Genomic DNA, 16,799 nt, shown 5'->3' with positions numbered 1-16,799 from the left:
CAAAGCACTCCAAATATCAAAACATTACAGAATGTAACATAAAGAATCATCTACAAAATGTTCTATCTAAATGGCATTGCAGACGGCCTTCGCAACTCCGAGTGCTTCCCCTTCTCGCAAATTACCGCCTTCCAAAAGGCCGAACCTTTATCCCCAAAATAAAAAATTATAAAAAAAAGAGACCGTCAGACCAATAAAGTCCAACAGTCTCAAAAAAGAAAAAAACTCTTTTTATTCTTACACTTTCTTATTTATTCTTAACTTTCTCCAGCATCTCCTCAGCTCTCTCAATCTCACTCTTCTCATCCTTCGGAAGAACAATATTAAGAATAATCGCAAATACCGCTGCCGGAACAATACCGGAACCGCCGAAGATCAGGCTGATCGCCTGTGGCAGATGCACCAGGATCGCTGTATTGGAGCCAAGTCCATAACCAAGACCAAGTGCTACGGAAACGATCGTAACATTTCTCGGTCCGATCGGCCACTTGGTAATTAACTGGATACCGCTGACAACAATAGATGAGAACATCATAACAGCAGCGCCGCCAAGAACACTCTGCGGCATGATGGAGATCAGTGCAGCAAGCTTCGGGAACAGTCCGCATGCGATCAGGAAGATTCCTCCTGTAGCGATACAGAAACGGTTTACAACCTTATTCATTGCAACCAGACCAACGTTCTGGCTGAAGGATGTGTTCGGAAGCACACCGAACAGTGCTGCGAAGGAAGATCCAAGTCCGTCACACATAACACCACCGGAAAGCTCTTTGTCTGTAGCCTCTCTTCCAAGACCACCCTCTGTGATTCCGGAAATATCACCAACTGTTTCAACTGCAGTTACAATAAACATGATCAGGATCGGCACGATCGCACGTGCGTCAAACACCCATTTTACAGGCATCAGTGCCGGTACCGCAAACCATTTTGCCTGAGCAACCTTGTCCCAGTTGAGAACCCAGGCCTTTGTAGCCTCCACAGTAGCACCTGTGTCATCTACATATGTAAATGTTGTAGGAAGTACCATAGCCATGATACTTACCAGAATGTATCCCACGATAATACCGATGAGGATTGAAGAAAAGCTTGTGAAGCCTTTTGTTCCATGCTTCAGTACAATGATCACGATCAGAACTACAAAGCCTACAAAAAGGTTTTCAAGAGAACCGTAATCCTTTGCGGAGCTTCCGCCACCGAAAGAGCTGATTCCCACACCGATCAGTGAAAGACCGATTGAAAGTACAACTGTACCTGTTACAACAGATGGGAAAAATTTTCTCAAGGGCTTCAGAAAGCTTCCCAGAACAGTCTCAAAAAGACCGCCGATAAAGCAGGCTGCCATGATCGAACCATAGGCAACGACACCATTTCCCATAACTCCGGCAACACTCTGACATACGCCGATGAAGCCTGAACTTGTTCCCATAACGATAGGAAGCTTGCCACCGACCGGTCCGATCGTAAAGACCTGTACAAGTGTAACAATTCCTGCGATCAGCATTGCATTCTGAAGTAATGCAACCTGAAGATCCCCTCCTGCTTCGATCCCGCAGGCTGCCGTGATGATCAGAAGCGGGGTAAGGTTACCCACAAACATGGCAAGCACGTGCTGCAGTCCAAGGGGAATTGCCACCTTAAGAGGTGGGCGTCCGTCCAGCTCATAAGGGCTGGCTGTGTTTTTCTCCTGTTTTTCCATAATGAATCCATCCTTTCTTTCCCTATGTCCTGACGATAACATAAAAAAGAAGGCAGTTATACCCACTGCTGAATATAACCGCCCTGTTATCTGTCAGTACACGTATCGTGTCTCTTCTGTTTCGACACTCTTATCTGAACTGTTATTTCAGACTCCTGAAAAACGGGTTCATTATACAGTATCCCAACATCTATATCAAGTGTTAATTAACAAGTTGTTGATTTTTTTGCAGCTTTTTTTGCCTGGCTCTCACTCCAGAGCTCATCGGCCTGTTTTTTCCATACCTCTGCATAGTGATCACACTTTGCACAGAGATGCTCCGCTGTTTCCGGAGACTGAAGATCTGTAGATTTCGCTCCTGCACGTTCAACCATCTTGCGGAGAAGCTCAGGATTTTCAAGCATCGGGCATGGACGAAGCATGTTTTTGTTGAACGGCTGACCCTTGTGATACTCCATAAAGATCGGGCTCTTCAGCGCCTCAAGGAGTGTACATTCTTTAATGTTCGCATTGGAGAAATGAATGAATACACAAGGATCCACATCCCCGTTTGCATTGATATGGAGGTAACGACGGCCACCTGCGATACATCCGCCTACATACTCTGCATCGTTCTGGAAGTCCATAGTGAAGAGAGATTTTGTGGCACGGAATCTGCGGACGCTGTCATACATTTTGATTCTCTGCTCCGGTGTGGGGAGGAGATCTGCTGCTGCATCATTTCCAACCGGCATATAGTGGAAGAACCATGCAAAATAAGCTCCGCACTCGATCAGATGATCAAAATACTCCTCACTGCTTACTGCATCTACGTTTGCGGATGTGTAGCATGTGGAAACACCGAACGGAAGGCCGTGGCTCTTCAGAAGCTCCATGGCGTGCATAACCTTCTGATATACACCATCACCACGACGTCCGTCTGTAGTTGCCTCTGTTCCCTCAAGGCTGATAGCCGGAACGAAGTTTTTCACACGGAGCATTTCCTGACAAAATTCTTCGTCAATAAGAGTTCCGTTTGTGAAGGAAAGGAACTCGCAGTCCGGATTCATCTCACAGATCTTAATGAGATCCTTTTTGCGGACCAGTGGCTCACCGCCTGTGTAGATGTACATATAGGTTCCCAGTTCTTTACCCTGTTTTACGATAGAATCGATGGTCTCAAGATCCAGGTTCAGCTTGTGGCCATACTCTGCTGCCCAGCATCCTGTGCAATGAAGGTTACATGCGCTGGTAGGATCAAGAAGAATTGCCCACGGTACATTGCAGTCATTCTCTTCTGATACCTTTTCCTGCGTTGCACTTCCCTTAAGACTGGCATTTACAATAAAGTTGCGGAAAAATGTCTGGCGTACGCCGGCATCCAGCTGATACATACGAAGGATCAGCTGATACCAGTTGTCCTTTGCCTCGATGGAGTGACGGATCGCATTTCTCTGTCCTGCATACCAGCCATCCGGTGTTACTTTATCAACCATTTCCATGATCTTCGGTATGTTTGTCTCCGGATCCTTCTCAAGATAATCCAGTGCTTTTGTTACGGTAGCTGCGATCGCTGCCTGTTTTGCTTTGTCTACGATTCCCATACTCTATTTCCTCCTATGTTATTATCTAAAGTGATTGGTTATTTTTATGTTTATGTTTAAAGCCGACTCTTGATGATCTTGATCGTCAGGATCCCGACCCATAGATTGAGGATCCCTTCCAGTAAAATGGAAAATCCTACCAGCACCATCATCATAGCTGCTGCTTCAAATGGTCTGATAAAAACCAGAACTCCGATCACTCCGGTGACCAGTGCGATCAGCAGGATCTGCCACCACAACGCCAGACCGAATCTCTTCGCATCTACAGACATCTGGATCTTAAACAGGGCATCTGCCAGGATCAGGATTCCGAACACGGAAAAAATAAGATCCACTGCGAAATTTTTTCTGGCTATCAGGATCACTCCCACTGCCATCAGCAGGATCCCGAAAGCCAGATCAAACTGAAATGCCAGACAGAAAGCATCTCTCGTGAAATATCCGCTGATCTTAATAGCTCCGTACAGGATCAGCATGATTCCCATGAGCACGCACAGCATTTTTACAGAACTTTTCGGCTTCGCCATCAGAAAAATACCCAGCACACAGAACAGTAATGACATGACGATGTAGATGTTTTTTACAAGCTTCAGCTGTTTCAGGTCATCCATACGTTCCCTCCTTGATAATTTTTTCTCATTTATTGTACTGAATTATACATCCCTGTGTCGTTTAAAAAAACAGACAAAAAAGAGCCAGTGCCTAAATTTCAGACACCAGCTCAAAATTAACCGTTTCTATACCTTAATAATATTCGAGGACATTCCTGTTCTACACTAAATGGATATTTTTAATCTTCATTTAGTTGAGATCATAGCTTTTATTTCAGATTTTTGTACTGACTCTCAAGGCTCTTCTCGTAAATATACTCCAGCTTATGCATATCTGACAGGATATCATAATCCATATCATGCCGTAACCAGTCCAGGATCACTCCCACAAATACACATTTATAATACCGGCTTATAAGATGCCTATCTTCCTGATCCATTTCGAAATCTCCGACCGCCCTGTTGATCAGCTCCTCCACCACACGCTCTGCGGCATGATCCAGATAATCGGCAAATACATCCCTCTGGATCGAGCGGTACAGATGTAGCATGGCTTTTTTGTTCTTCTGAACTGCGTTGACAAGGATTTCCATACAGTCGCTGACTGATTCCGGTACTTTCTGATCCTTCAGAATGTCATTCAGCTCTTCCTTTACCATTGCTTCCACTGCATCCGGAATATCCCTGAAATGGTAGTAAAATGTATTCCTGTTTACTCCACAGCGTTCCACGATGTCCTTTACCGTGATCTTGGACAATGGTTTTTCGTTCATAAGTTCCGTCAGTGTATGCAGTATGACCTGTCTTGTAAAACCTGGCATTTTTTCTCCCCCATCACAAGCTTTCCTCGGGTTATTTCCTTATTATGTCATAAAAATAACATACTTTCAAGCAACAACATGTTCGAAAATGTCCATAAATCCCCGGAGATCTTTCTCCCGATAACTGTCCCATGACCTGGCTGAACAAGGTTTTGTCAGATCTCTTCTTTCTGTTCCTGCACTTTTTTCTCTGGCTGAACATGAACGATTCCCTCCACAACGGTATGGTTTCTGACCTGATTTACCACAATATCCAGGTTTTTCCAGCTGCATCGGAACTGTTCTCCGTCCTCCGGTACACGTTCCAGAACTCCGCAGACAAAGCCGCTGAAAGTATCATATTTTTCTACAGGAAGCTCCACATTTATGACCTCTGCCACATCATCCAGGATCGCTCCTCCCTGTATTTTCCAGATATGTTCTCCTGTCTTCTCAATATCATCCGGCTTCGGCAGATCTGTCCTGTCGTCAATATCTCCCACCAGCGTCTCCACAAGATCATGCAGAGTGACAATTCCTACAAAGCAGCCATATTCATCCAGCACTACTGCAAAATAATCCCGTTTTTCCCTCATTTCCCGGAAGATCAGGTTGGCACGCATGGATTCCGGTACAAAAAACGGTGAATAACAGGCATGCTGCAGAACAGCTTCTCTGGATCTGTCATCCAGGCGGAAATAATCTCTGGTGTCCAGAATATGGATAATATCATCCTGATCTTCCCCGCATACCGGATAAAAGGTGTGACGGTTCTCTCTGATGATCCGTTCCCATTCCTCATCGGAGTCTTCCATATAGAGGACAACCACATCTCTTCTGTGTGTACAGATCTCATCTGCCGCAGTATCATCCAGGTCAAAAACATTCTGGATCATCTCGCTTTCTTCCTGCTGGATGCTGCCCTGTTCATTTCCCTCTGTAAGCAGCATACGGATCTCTTCCTCTGTGGCCTGCTCCTCTTTTTCTTCCGGTTTGATTCCCATCAGATACAGCACACCATTGGCAGTTACTGTCAGAAGTGCAGTAGCCGGCCAGACTGCGATCATCGCGATCTTAAGAAGTCCTGCCAGACGCAGAGACAGCTCATCCGGATTTTTCATTCCCAGACGTCTTGGCACCAGTTCTCCGAACAGAAGACTTACATAGGAAAGCAGTATGGTCACAATGATCATGCATACGATCTTCAGAACATTCTGTGGTACATCTATCCCTGACCTTATCAGTGCCTCTGTCATCGGCTGTGCAAAATATTCTGCCGCAAAAGCGCTCTGCAGAAATCCTGCCGTAGTTACCGTTACACGGATCGCTGTCATAAAATGTGCCGGCTGTTCTGTAAGCTTTATCAAAATCTGCGCCCGGTGATCTCCCTCTTCTGCCAGCTCCTTCATCTTCGCTTCATTCATGGACAGAACCGCCATTTCCGCACCTGCGAAAACAGAATTCAGAAAGATCAGGAACACCAGTAAAACAATTGCCTGTATCATATTTTTATTCCCCTCAGTATAGTCGTCCGGAATTATCCCGAACCAATTATAATACAGAAAGCGGACCGTTATCATCCGCTTTCCTGTTGCTTACTCTGATTATTATTACATAAGATAGCATAACCCTTCCGGTCTGTCAAACCATCAACCTCCAACCAGCAATATACTATGATATAAAAAGCAGCAGATACATACAACAGAACGGCCTTTCATCTTCCACTCTGCTGCATGCCTATGAACATCATCGCTGCACGACCTATGTTCACTCTGCTGCTTTCTTTTCCATATGATGTTTCGGAAATTCCATAATGATCTCGGTTCCCTGTCCCGGTTCACTGTTAAGCCACAGCCTGCCGTTCAGAGTTTTTACCCCGTGCTTCACAATGGAAAGGCCAAGGCCGGTTCCGCCGATTTCCTTGGAATGGCTTTTGTCCACCCGATAAAAGCGTTCAAAAATGCGTTCCTGATCTTCCTTCGGAATACCGATCCCTGTATCCCGCACATTCACGCGAACTGCATCCTCGCCATCCTTCAGTCTCACAAAGACCTCTCCACCCCGGCGGTTATATTTGACAGCATTATCGCAGACATTATAGAGAACCTCTTCCATGATCGTCGGCACTGTATCCAGCACTGTACTTCCGCCTTCCATATACATATGCACTTCCTGCTTTTCGGCAGCTTCATGTAAGGTAGAAAAAATATCATGAGTCAGACTGTAAAGATCCAGTTTTTCCCACTGATACGGCAATCCGCCCTCATCCAGACGGGAGATCCGGATCACATCCCCAACCAGACGGATCAGTCTCTGCGCTTCCTTATAGATGCGTCCTGCAAAAACCTTCACATCCTCATCCTTCACAAATCCGTCCTGCATGATCTCAGCAAATCCGGAAATGGAAGTCAGCGGCGTTTTCAGCTCATGAGAAACATTTGCGGAAAATTCTCTTCGCAGCTGTTCCCGTTCTACTTTTTCGGTCACATCCACCAAAAGGATCACCGCACCCTCTGTCTTATTTTCTCTTGTGACAGGATTGGCGATCACCTGAATCTCACTGCCATCCAGACGAAGGATCTTGTTCTCATGCTTTCCTTCAAGGACCTGCCCAACGACACCTCGAAACTCCTCCGAGCGGTTCAGAAGATATACACTTTCTCCTGTTTTGGTCTCCTTTACCTTAAGAAGCTTTCCCACACTGGAGTTGACAGAAAGTACCATGGTATAACGGTCGATCACAAGAAGTCCCTCCTGCATGTTCTCCGTGATAATAGAAAATTCTTTCTGCTGTCTTCTGGCTGCCTCAAGCTGCAGACGGATCTGCCGGCTCTGTCTGCCGATCTTGCTGAGAAGCGGCTGTACCTCATCATAGGCATCATTCTCATCCGGATGCTCCAGATCAAGCCCATTAAGAGGTTCCACAACCTTCCCGGAAAGCCTGGATGCAAATACGCCGGACAGGAGCAGCATAAGTATCAGAACTGCAGCAAAAGGCGGAAGCAGCTGCAGGAGCAGCATCCATACAGAAGCCTGATTACTGGAAACTCTCAGCACATTGCCATTTTCAAGGCGTACTGCATAATACATTGTTTTTTCGGAAAGCGTGGATGACATTCTTTCATCCGCACCTTCTCCGTTAATCTCTGCTTCACGGATCTCCTTGCGATGTCCGTGATTATCCATGCTTTCCACATTTGCCTCATTGTCGTAGATAACTTTTCCACTTTCATCCACATAAGTGATCCTGGAATCCTCATCATTCAGCTTCTTCAGATAATCTGTCCCGGCACTTTCCACACCTCTGGAAATATACACGGCTTCTTTCTTCAGCTCACCCATCAGCTGTCCCTGAAAATAGTGATAAAGGATCCCCACGACAAATGCCAGTCCCAGTACTGTGATCAGTGATGAAACCAGCATGATATACTTAAATATTTTTTTACTCAAAGCTCAGCCCTTTCCTTTCTCCGAAATCTATATAGCATTTTACAAAAGCAATGTAAAAATAATTATCCGGAAAAAGTTAAATCCTTGTAAATTTCATCACATTATAAAAAGTGCTGTGATATCCTTTCAATACCACAGCACTTTTTTACAATAATGCAACTCTTTGCAATCTGCTCTTACTTATTTCTATTCCTCAACAAAATAGTTATCTGTATGACTGGAACCGCTTCTGTGGTTTCCTGTGATGGAATATTCCACCCACTCTGCAATGTTCACAGCGTGATCACCGATACGCTCGAAATATTTTGCAGCCATAAGGATATCCAGACCGATGTTTGCATCCGGCTTTCCGTTATTCAGGACCTCGGCCAGCTTTTCCTTAATATCATTGAAGGCATCGTCCACCTTATCATCATCGTCAATAACCTTTCTGCAAAGCTCAAGATCACCCTTTACAAAGGCATCGATGCTTTCTGTAACCATCCGGACAGTATCCTCTGCCATCTTCCGGATATTAATGATATCTCCGGTAACTGCTTTGTCCTCGATATGCTTGGACAGATCCGCAATATCTGCTGCCTGATCACCGATGCGTTCCATATCGGAGATCATCTTCAGCGCTGCGGAAATGGATCGCAGATCTCCGGCTACCGGATGCTCATGAAGAAGAAGCTTCATGCAGAGATTTTCAATCTCTTTTTCCTGTGCATCGATCTCTTTTTCCGTCTCAAAGATCTTGCCAATGAGAGTCATCCCGCCTTCACCCTGAATAGCTTTGGCAGAAAGTGAAATTGCTTTTTCGCAGAGACTTCCCATGGTGATCAGTTCCACGTGAAGCTCTTCCAGCTGTCTTACAAAACGTTCTGACATAATATCAACCAAACCTTCCTGTAATATAATCCTCTGTACGCTTATCCGCCGGCATGGAGAACAGCTTGTCTGTATCCGCAAATTCCACAACCTCACCAAGAAGGAAAAATGCTGTCTTGTCGGAGATACGGGTTGCCTGCTGCATGTTATGTGTGACCATGACAATGGTGTAATCCTTTTTAAGCTCTACTGCCAGATCCTCGATCTTGGAAGTGGAGATAGGGTCCAGGGCAGATGTGGGCTCATCCATAAGAAGCACCTCCGGCTGTACTGCCAGGGCACGGGCAATGCAGAGACGCTGCTGCTGTCCGCCTGACATTCCAAGAGCACTTTTTTTCAAACGGTCCTTGACCTCATCCCAGATGGCCGCATCACGGAGAGATTTTTCCACGATCTCGTCCAGCTTCGCCTTGGAACGGATACCGTGTGTTCTCGGGCCGTATGCAATATTATCATAGATGCTCATTGGGAACGGATTGGGCTTCTGGAATACCATACCCACACGTTTACGCAGAAGATTCACGTCCATATCTCCGTAAATATCTTCCCCGTCAAGCTCTACCTTTCCTGTGATGGTACAGCCTTCCACAAGGTCATTCATACGGTTTAAAGATTTCAGAAGTGTGGATTTACCGCAGCCGCTTGGTCCGATAAATGCTGTGATCTCCTTTTCCGGGATCTCCATATTGATTCCCTTCAGGGCATGAAAGCTTCCGTAATGAAGATTCATATTGTCAATTGAAATTTTTGTATTTTCACTCATGATCGATCATTATCCTTTCGCAATTTTTCTGGCTACCAGACCGGACAGTCCGTTGATAACAAGTACAAATGCCAGAATGACTACTGCTGTTGCAGATGCCTGGTTTACATGAAGTCCCTCACTGGAAAGCACATACATGTGAAGTGCCAGGGTACGTCCGGAACCCATCAGGCTGTTTGGAACTGCCGCAACAGTACCGGAGGTATAAAGAAGTGCTGCAGTCTCACCTACCACACGTCCGATGGCCAGGATCACACCTGCCAGGATTCCAGGAACTGCGGAGGGAAGTACAATCGTAAAAATAGTACGGAGCTTGCCTGCTCCAAGTCCGAAGCTTGCCTCACGGTAAGAATCCGGAACAGATTTCAGTGCTTCCTCAGCGGTACGCATGATCAGGGGAAGTACCATGATCACCATGGTCAGGGCACCGGAAAGAAGAGACATGCCCCAGTGCAATGCAGTTACAAAGAACAGCATACCGAACAGACCATATACGATGGATGGAATACCGGAAAGTGTCTCTGCGGTAATACGGATCAGCTTTACAAAACGGCTGCCTTTTTTTGCATATTCCACAAGGAAGATCGCTGCAAAGATTCCTACCGGAGCGGCAATCGCCAGAGATACCAGTGTCATGATCAGGGTATTGATCAGTGACGGGAGAAGGGAAACGTTCTCTGAGGTATAGGTAAGGCTGAACAGACTTGCATTCAGATAGGGAATACCTTTTACAAGCACATAGCCGATCAGGAAGAACAGCAGTGCAAAAGTGATCACTGCTCCCAGCAGTGTGAGAAATGCCAGGACTCCTGCACCGGGATGTTTCGCATAGGACTTCAGCTGGTCTCCTATGGTAAGTGTATTTCTTTTTTTCATGTTTACTTCTGCCGCAGGATCTGCGGCTACAGATACGTTAGTTTGCATACTCCGCCCTCCTGTTCAGCAGTGAAAGACTTAAGTTGATGATCAGGATAAATACAAAGAGTACAACTCCTGTTGCGATCAGTGCTTCTCTGTGAAGTCCTGATGCATATCCCATCTCTGTTACGATGTTTGCAGTCATGGTACGGACACCCTGAAGAAGTCCCTTCGGCATACGTGGCTGGTTTCCAGCTACCATGATCACGGCCATGGTCTCACCGATGGCACGTCCGATCCCAAGGACAACGCCTGCCAGGATTCCTGACTTTGCTGCCGGAAGCATAACAAAGAAAATGCTTCTTTCTTTTGTTGCGCCAAGTGCAAGTGAACCTTCATAATAGCTTTCCGGAACGCTTCGTACTGCCGATTCCGTAACTCCGATGATCGTCGGAAGGATCATGATTCCCAGAAGGATACATGCTGCCAGCATACTGCTTCCGGTTCCTCCGAACAGCTGGCGGATCAGCGGTACCAGGAGAACCAGACCAAAATAGCCATATACGATGGATGGAACGCCTGCCATAAGCTCAATACCGGATTTCAGTGGTTTATAGATTTTTTTCGGGCAATATCTTGCCATAAATACGGATGTAAAAAGTGCGATCGGAACTCCGATAAGGATTGCTCCTGCAGTTACATAAATACTTGCCACGATCATTGGCAGGATTCCGAATTTATCGTTTGTTGGTCTCCATTCTGTTCCGAAGAGGAATTTTAAGGGACCGATCTTTCCCATTGCAGGAAGGCCGTTTGCAAAAAGGAACACACAAATAAGAAATACTGCAAGAACCGATGCACAGGCCGCAATGAGAAAAACGACCTTCATGGCCTTTTCTCCTAAATGATTCATAAGACACCTTTCTCTCTGTTCCAGTGGATATCCACTGTGCTGATATATAACGGAGCGGCTTTCCTGACCTTGTCATGATCGCCGCTCTTTGTAAGATACTTCAATCGTTTTTTACCTGGGAATTTATTTGGTCACGTCTTCCCAGTCTGTGATATCACCTGTGAAGATGGATTTTACCTGGTCACTTGAAAGCTCCTCAAGGTCATTGTCGTTATTTACGATGACTGCGATACCATCTTTTGCGATCTCTGTAGCTTTAACACCTTTCTCTGTTTCCTCGTCCTTCAGCTCACGGGATGCCATTCCGATATCACATACACCCTCTGTTGCGCTATTGATTCCTGTTGTGGAGTCGCTGACCTGAACTTCTACTGTGATGTTTTTGTTTGTTTTCTGATATGCCTCTGCAAGCTTCTCCATTACAGGTCCTACGGAAGAAGATCCCATAACTACGACTTTGCCTTTTGCATCTCCGGCTTTGTATGCCTCTGCTTTTTCATCTACTTTGATGTAGCCTTCTTTTTCGATGATGTCCTGTCCGTCAGAGCTCATGATGTAGTTGATAAAATCCTGTGCTGCATCGCTGAGCTTGTCGCCTGTTACGATGTTGAACGGACGTGCTACCTTGTATGTATCATCTGCAACGTTCTCTGCTGTTGCCTCTGCTCCGTCGATCTTTACTGCTTTTACTGTATCGTTGAGGGAACCAAGGGATACGTATCCGATAGAGTTCTCATCGCCTGCTACTGTGGTAAGCATTACATCTGTGTTGTTTGTGATGCTTGCTTCCTGTGTTGTCATATCTACTTTCTCGCCGTCTTTTTCTTCTTCGATCCCAAACAGCTCTACGAATGCTCCACGTGTTCCGGATCCGTCCTCACGGGAAATTACGTCGATCGCTCCGGATGGTGCTGCCATTACAACGGTTCCCATTACTGTAGTTCCGATAAGTGCTGCTGTTAAGATACCTGCGATTCTTTTTTTCATGATTTTTTTCTCCTCATTTCTATGATCATTTTTACTTGCTTACTGCTTAAATACAGGTGTTATTATAGGAATGGAAGGTAAAATATAAAATCGCGGTTTTGTAAAATGTTAGTAAAAAAATGTGATATAAAAAAAAGCTGCTTGCGCAGCTTTTTTTATATGATATATTCGTCCGCCTTCACGGCTTGCCAGTTCATCAGGTCTTCTAATGTTATATGATCTACCACACCTTTGATGGCGTCGTCCAGCTTTTTCCAGAGGATCTGGGTGACGCAGTTCTCCTCACGGTCACAGATAGCTCCGTTGTCGTCCAGACATTCCACAGGGGAAAGGCTTCCTTCTGTGAGGCGGAGGATCATTCCGATGGTGTATTTATCCGGAGTCTGCTGCAGTGCATAGCCACCCTGAGGGCCACGGACACTGCGGACAAAGCCTGCTTTGTTCAGAATGGAGATGATCTGCTCCAGATATTTATCGGAGATCTCCTGGCGCTTCGCCACATCCTTCAGGCGGATCGGTTTTCCTGTATAATTTGTAGCAAGATCCAACATCAGTCTCAGCGCATATCTTCCTCTTGTAGAAATCCTCATGTAATATTTACCTCCAATATTTCAGTATTCTTCTGATTTATAGCCTTTTGCTCTTTCTGTTATTGTGTAGCTGTTCAGCCGGAAATATTCCTCTGTATTCCATAACCGGCACCCTTCTCTGTGATGCACAGGCAGCTTCCTGTATCTTCTTTCATAGGAAGCAGAATCTGCTTTGCAGACTTTATTCTTTATATTGTTAATAGGTTTTGTTTGTTTTCTCTATTATACCTGAAAAAGCTACAAGATACAAGCAAGTCCACACACACTGCTTATTGCTTTTCGCGGGACCTTACCAGTGAACAGTAACCACAGCCCCACAGAGTGCTTACTTAATTCAATGAAATCAAGAATAAAACCGGCGCTCCGGCAGCCTGCTTGGACAGGCATTCAGGAGCGCCGTAAATAATCCCGCAGAATCACGCTTCGGGGCAAAAGAAGCGGTCTTCGGATCGATTATTTTGTAAACAGTGGTGTGGAGTAGTAACGGTCTCCACTGTCCGGAAGAAGTGCTACGATCACTTTCCCCTTGTTCTCCGGGCGTTTTGCAAGCTGGATCGCAGCATAGAGAGCTGCACCGGAGGAAATTCCTGTAAGGATTCCCTCTTTCTTGGTAAGGAGTTTGGATGTTTCAAATGCATCCTCGTTCTCTACCGGAATGATCTCGTCATAAACCTTGGTGTCAAGTGTGTCCGGAACAAAACCTGCGCCGATACCCTGGATCTTATGCGGGCCTGCTTTTCCCTCAGAAAGTACAGGAGAAGTTGCAGGCTCAACAGCAACTACCTTCACATTCGGGTTCTGGCTCTTCAGGTACTCACCTGTACCGGTGATCGTTCCGCCTGTGCCGACACCTGCTACGAAGATATCTACCTTTCCGTCTGTGTCCTTCCAGATCTCAGGACCTGTTGTTGCTGCATGTGCCTTCGGGTTAGCCGGGTTCTCAAACTGTCCCGGGATGAAGCTTCCCGGAATCTCCTTGGCGAGCTCTTCTGCCTTGGCAATGGCACCCTTCATTCCCTTGGCTCCGTCTGTGAGAACTACCTCTGCACCATATGCCTTCAGGATGTTTCTTCTCTCCACACTCATGGTCTCCGGCATGGTGAGGATCGTCTTATAGCCCTTGGCAGCTGCGATGGCTGCAAGTCCGATTCCTGTATTGCCGGATGTTGGCTCAATAATGGTTGCGCCTGGTTTCAGAACGCCTTTCTGCTCTGCATCCTCGATCATTGCCTTACCGATTCTGTCCTTAACGCTTCCTGCCGGGTTAAAATACTCAAGCTTGGCAAGTACTGTAGCCTCAAGTCCCTCAGACTTCTCTACGTTCTTAACCTCTACAAGCGGTGTGTTTCCGATCAGTTCCAGTGCGCTTCCGTAAATTTTACCCATGATGATATCCTCCTTATTTCCTTTATGTCCATTTCCTTATTTCCTAGTAACTATATATGTTTTCTGTGATTTGATTGAATTATATCATAGTACAGGGATTTGTCAATATATTTCAGCCAAAAAAACGCAGGAATTTTTCTCCGGAAAAACCCCTGCGCTTCATATAATTTCATTTATTCTTTTTTAGGATTTTTACAAGCAGATGCATAGTCAGGCGGATATTCATATTCTTTATTTTTCAGATTCTGTTAATGTAATATCCCCATCGCTGCATTCCACATTTAAAGTCGGTGCTGAAGCACCGGCCTTGTTCTCATAAACAGAGGTGTCTTCCTCATTGTCGGTTTTTCCCCTGGAAAGCCCCTCCGTGTCCACATCTCCGTCTGCAGTTTTCAGATAAATATTGGTTTTCTCTGCACTGCCGTTCTTCATTTCTACAGAAACATCACCGCAGGAGCTATTGATCTTCATATCTCCGTTAAAGCTGCTGTTGTCTATCTGAATATCTCCGTCGCTGAGAGCTATCTGCCCATCTGCAAGCTCTGCCTTTTTTATGGTCACATCTCCGTTTCCGGATTTCAGCTGCATGTTATCTGTACATTGAAGTTCTTTTACATTCAGATCCCCGTCGGAAAGCTTTGCATCAAACTTTTCGAACTCGCCCTTATCCAGCATCAGATCTCCACTGAGAAGTTCCAAGGTCATTTCTTTACACAAAAGCTGATCGGCAGCAAGATCCCCGTCGGAAAGCTGAAGCTCCGCTTCGGAAAGCTGTGCCTTCTCCGGAATATAAAGAACCACCGTATTCAATGCATCTTTCTTTTCTGTCAGATCCGCATGTGTAGAGAATATCCCCAGATCATAGGTTATATAATAACTTCCACTGCCGCCTGCAGGCTCCTCAAGCGTGAGCTCTCCATCCTTATCCTTCCAGGTCAGAGGATTTTTCCTCCCGTTTTTCTCAAGCTTATATTCCATATAATAATGGTCATCATCTGAGGTACGGATATCCAGATCAAAATCCTCAAAATCCACATTCAGCTTCGTAAAATCATCAATCTGTTCTTTTTTCATTACTGTAAGATTTTTACGACTGGAAGAATTTCCTCCGGATACATACATATGATCTGAAGTATATGTGAAATCTTTTCCCCCTGCAAAATATCCTGCTGTGGAAAGAACAACTCCCGCTACACAGAGTGCTGTACCTGTCATCAGCACTGTTTTTGCAATCTTATTCATTTTTATGCACCTTCTTTCTTGCAAGTCTGTTAACCAGACGGCCGATTCCCATTGCACACCATTTACATATATATATGGTAAGTACTCCAACGAGGATTCCCGCACCTGCCATCAGAAATCCACTGCCGACCATCATGCAGGCTGCTGCCAGAGATCTTGCGATCAATGTCATGCCGAAACCTGTGAGCACGATACCTCCGGCAATTGCTGATACACCTGTAACTGCCATGGAAAAGATCACTGCTGCGATGACAATCACCACTGCTGCCAGTACTGCAAGGCCTGCAAACAGCAGCGCAATGCTCACCGGCGATGCACAGATCACCAGAAATGCGAGAAGAATGATCTTTCCGGGGGAACGCTTCTTTCCTGCGGATGTACTGTACCCTGTTGTCCTCAGGTTTCCTGAATCTGTCCGGCTATGTGCATGGGAGCTCTCTCCGTAATATGAACCTGCTGCCGGCAAAGCTGCTGTTTTTTCCCCGGTGATGTCTTTACTGTCACCAACACTCTCCTGTAAAAGGTTCAGAAGCAGTTCCCTTGCCGCCTCTTTAGGCTGTCCCAGTTCTTCCATAACCTGCTGTTCATTCTCAGGTCCAGCCTCATCGAAGTATTCCGAAAAATACTCAATGGCATTGTCATAATCTTCTTTTGGAAGCCGCTTCAGATATTTCTTCAGCTGCTCCATATACTCTTTTCTTGTCATTTTCGAAGTCTCCCTTCCACAATATCGTCTATAGTATCGCGGTATTCTCTCCACTCTTTCCTCAAATATTCCAGCTGCTTCCGTCCGTCTTCTGTGATGGAATAATATTTACGTTTCCGTCCCTGAAATTCCTCTGAATAAGTTGTCAGATAACCATCCGTCTCCAGTCTGCGAAGGATCGGATACAATGTGGATTCCTTGATAGAAGCTACCATCTTCACTGTCTGGCTGATCTCATATCCGTAAGAATCCTGCTGCTCTACAACAGAAAGGATCAGGCATTCCGTCAGCACTGCAGACACCGGATAATAATACATAGGCACACCTCTTTATATAATTATTTTATATATAAAATTTTTATATATAATTATTTTACATATATAGTACCACACTTTTTCCTGTTG

General features: G+C 45.5%; 16 protein-coding genes. All 16 read right to left on the bottom strand.

Going from position 1 to position 16,799, the window contains the following annotated elements; all coding sequences use genetic code 11:
* Positions 1-247 precede the first annotated feature (247 nt).
* The 16 genes from GPK58_RS11960 to GPK58_RS11885 all read right to left on the bottom strand — a co-directional run bounded on the left by GPK58_RS11960 (position 248) and on the right by GPK58_RS11885 (position 16,712).
* Positions 248-1,696, bottom strand: a complete 1,449-nt coding sequence (locus GPK58_RS11960) for a uracil-xanthine permease family protein (protein WP_022426900.1) — start codon at positions 1,694-1,696, stop codon at positions 248-250.
* 206 nt (positions 1,697-1,902) lie between these two features.
* The gene (locus GPK58_RS11955; RefSeq protein ID WP_021652466.1) at positions 1,903-3,279 is read right to left on the bottom strand and encodes a radical SAM protein; all 1,377 of its coding nucleotides are present in this window, start codon (positions 3,277-3,279) and stop codon (positions 1,903-1,905) included.
* 56 nt (positions 3,280-3,335) lie between these two features.
* Positions 3,336-3,890 (bottom strand): HdeD family acid-resistance protein, encoded by a 555-nt coding sequence (locus tag GPK58_RS11950; protein WP_129975573.1) that lies wholly within the window; start codon positions 3,888-3,890, stop codon positions 3,336-3,338.
* 209 nt (positions 3,891-4,099) lie between these two features.
* On the bottom strand, positions 4,100-4,651 hold the full coding sequence (locus GPK58_RS11945; RefSeq protein ID WP_215638699.1) for a TetR/AcrR family transcriptional regulator: 552 nt from the start codon (positions 4,649-4,651) through the stop codon (positions 4,100-4,102).
* 155 nt (positions 4,652-4,806) lie between these two features.
* The gene (locus tag GPK58_RS11940; protein WP_227588962.1) at positions 4,807-6,135 is read right to left on the bottom strand and encodes a hemolysin family protein; all 1,329 of its coding nucleotides are present in this window, start codon (positions 6,133-6,135) and stop codon (positions 4,807-4,809) included.
* Positions 6,136-6,397: 262 nt separating this feature from the next.
* Entirely contained in the window at positions 6,398-8,080 is a 1,683-nt protein-coding gene (locus GPK58_RS11935) for a sensor histidine kinase (protein ID WP_330627255.1), read from the bottom strand.
* A 186-nt stretch (positions 8,081-8,266) separates the two neighbouring features.
* Entirely contained in the window at positions 8,267-8,950 is a 684-nt protein-coding gene (phoU, locus tag GPK58_RS11930; protein ID WP_059086668.1) for a phosphate signaling complex protein PhoU, read from the bottom strand.
* Positions 8,951-8,954: 4 nt separating this feature from the next.
* The gene (gene pstB / locus GPK58_RS11925) at positions 8,955-9,713 is read right to left on the bottom strand and encodes a phosphate ABC transporter ATP-binding protein PstB (protein ID WP_015526284.1); all 759 of its coding nucleotides are present in this window, start codon (positions 9,711-9,713) and stop codon (positions 8,955-8,957) included.
* A 9-nt stretch (positions 9,714-9,722) separates the two neighbouring features.
* Positions 9,723-10,637 (bottom strand): phosphate ABC transporter permease PstA, encoded by a 915-nt coding sequence (gene pstA, locus GPK58_RS11920; protein WP_215638698.1) that lies wholly within the window; start codon positions 10,635-10,637, stop codon positions 9,723-9,725.
* Positions 10,627-11,484, bottom strand: a complete 858-nt coding sequence (pstC, locus tag GPK58_RS11915) for a phosphate ABC transporter permease subunit PstC (protein WP_021652474.1) — start codon at positions 11,482-11,484, stop codon at positions 10,627-10,629. The genes pstA and pstC overlap by 11 nt, the downstream gene beginning before the upstream one ends.
* A 123-nt stretch (positions 11,485-11,607) precedes the next feature.
* Positions 11,608-12,471, bottom strand: coding sequence for a substrate-binding domain-containing protein (locus GPK58_RS11910; RefSeq protein WP_021652475.1), 864 nt, complete (start codon positions 12,469-12,471; stop codon positions 11,608-11,610).
* A 155-nt stretch (positions 12,472-12,626) separates the two neighbouring features.
* Positions 12,627-13,061 carry an RrF2 family transcriptional regulator gene (locus GPK58_RS11905; RefSeq protein WP_015526289.1) on the bottom strand — a complete coding sequence of 145 codons (435 nt, stop codon included), beginning with the start codon at positions 13,059-13,061 and terminating at the stop codon, positions 12,627-12,629.
* Positions 13,062-13,514: 453 nt separating this feature from the next.
* The gene (gene cysK / locus GPK58_RS11900) at positions 13,515-14,447 is read right to left on the bottom strand and encodes a cysteine synthase A (protein ID WP_059086667.1); all 933 of its coding nucleotides are present in this window, start codon (positions 14,445-14,447) and stop codon (positions 13,515-13,517) included.
* A gap of 231 nt (positions 14,448-14,678) precedes the next feature.
* Positions 14,679-15,689, bottom strand: a complete 1,011-nt coding sequence (locus GPK58_RS11895) for a DUF4097 family beta strand repeat-containing protein (RefSeq protein WP_021652479.1) — start codon at positions 15,687-15,689, stop codon at positions 14,679-14,681.
* Positions 15,682-16,395: a DUF1700 domain-containing protein gene (locus GPK58_RS11890; RefSeq protein WP_215638697.1), complete on the bottom strand. Its 714-nt coding sequence runs from the start codon at positions 16,393-16,395 to the stop codon at positions 15,682-15,684. The genes GPK58_RS11895 and GPK58_RS11890 overlap by 8 nt, the downstream gene beginning before the upstream one ends.
* On the bottom strand, positions 16,392-16,712 hold the full coding sequence (locus tag GPK58_RS11885; RefSeq protein WP_015526294.1) for a PadR family transcriptional regulator: 321 nt from the start codon (positions 16,710-16,712) through the stop codon (positions 16,392-16,394). The genes GPK58_RS11890 and GPK58_RS11885 overlap by 4 nt, the downstream gene beginning before the upstream one ends.
* Positions 16,713-16,799: the final 87 nt, after the last annotated feature.

Origin of the sequence: Blautia sp. MCC270, assembly GCF_018785605.1 — a bacterium.
GTDB classification, from domain to species: domain Bacteria; phylum Bacillota; class Clostridia; order Lachnospirales; family Lachnospiraceae; genus Blautia_A; species Blautia_A fusiformis.
This window is presented reverse-complemented; position numbering and strand designations above follow the sequence as displayed.